This is a genomic window from Micromonospora haikouensis (genome assembly GCF_900091595.1).
Classification (GTDB): domain Bacteria; phylum Actinomycetota; class Actinomycetes; order Mycobacteriales; family Micromonosporaceae; genus Micromonospora; species Micromonospora haikouensis.
On sequence record NZ_FMCW01000097.1, the window covers coordinates 1 to 1,003 of the forward strand.

Consider the following 1,003-nt stretch of genomic DNA (forward strand, 5'->3'; position numbering starts at 1 on the left):
CATCCGGGTCCAGCCCGGCCAGGTTTTCCAGCTCGCTGGTCATGCAGGTCAGAGTAGCTGCTGGCTAGCGAGCTAGGCCAATCAGCGTCCAACTCTTGACCTGGCAGCCAGGCTGGCCTACCTTGAGTCCTACGCGATTTGGCTAGCCAATTCGCATCCCGAGGCCGGCGGAGTGCCGGCGGGCAGAGCTGGAGGTAGGGCAATGGCTGTCCCGAACACGATCAAGGTTCCGGTTCCGTTCGACTACGTCTTCCCGCAGGGCGCGCTGTGCCTGGGTGTGGAGCCGGTGACGGACTTCGACAAGCGCGGCCAGGGCGACGACCAGGCCCGCGACAAGGACACGGGCGAGCGCCTGTGGGTGGTCAAGGTGCTGGACCTGGACCCCGAGGCCGGCAAGTTCGGCGGGTCGAAGGAGGTCAAGGTGAAGATCGCCGCGCCGGTGCAGCCGGTGCCGCCGGCGTCGAAGATCCCGGGTTACCCGCCGGCGGTGATGTTCACCGACGTGACCCTGACGCCGTACGTGGACTCGCAGCGGTGCAAGGGCTCGGGGAAGTGCCGGGCGCGGCAGGCGTGGTCGATCCGCGCCGGGGCCATGACCGAAGCCGCCGTGAAGCAGGCGGCCTGACCAGATCTGGACGCGCGGGGCGGGCCTTCACCCTGCCAAGGACGACGCCCGCCCCGCGCCTCACCCGAATCACCTTGGAAGGAGTTGGGCTGATGCCCACGCTAGCTGACGCTGTCCGGATCGCCGGGAACCCGCGCCCCGGCCCCGTTCGTCGCACGCACCGCCGCACCGTCATGCGCCTTGCCGGGCCAGGCATCCGGGCCGCCCGCGAGGTCTACACCACGGTCCCCGCCGACGCGATCCGCGTTGCCGCCCTAGTCGAGATCTCCGCCGCCGCCGCTGCCCTGGCGCGGACGGTGGTGAAGCTGCGCCACCTGGACCCGGACCTGATCGCCCCGCACGTCTCCGACCGCGTCGACCTGCGCGCGGTCCTCGGTC

Annotated in this window: 2 protein-coding genes; both read left to right on the forward strand. The window is 70.3% G+C overall.

Going from position 1 to position 1,003, the window contains the following annotated elements; translation table 11 throughout:
• Positions 1–202 precede the first annotated feature (202 nt).
• A complete protein-coding gene (locus GA0070558_RS32650) occupies positions 203–625 on the forward strand; it encodes a hypothetical protein (RefSeq protein ID WP_091287442.1) in 423 nt (140 codons plus the stop codon).
• Between the two features lie 92 nt (positions 626–717).
• A partial coding sequence (locus GA0070558_RS32655; protein WP_141722446.1) for a hypothetical protein occupies positions 718–1,003 on the forward strand: 286 nt, incomplete at its 3' end.

Coding starts and splice junctions, on each gene's coding strand:
- GA0070558_RS32650 (WP_091287442.1), top strand. CDS start 203: ATGGCTGTCCCGAACACGATCAAGGTTCCGGTTCCGTTCGACTACGTC.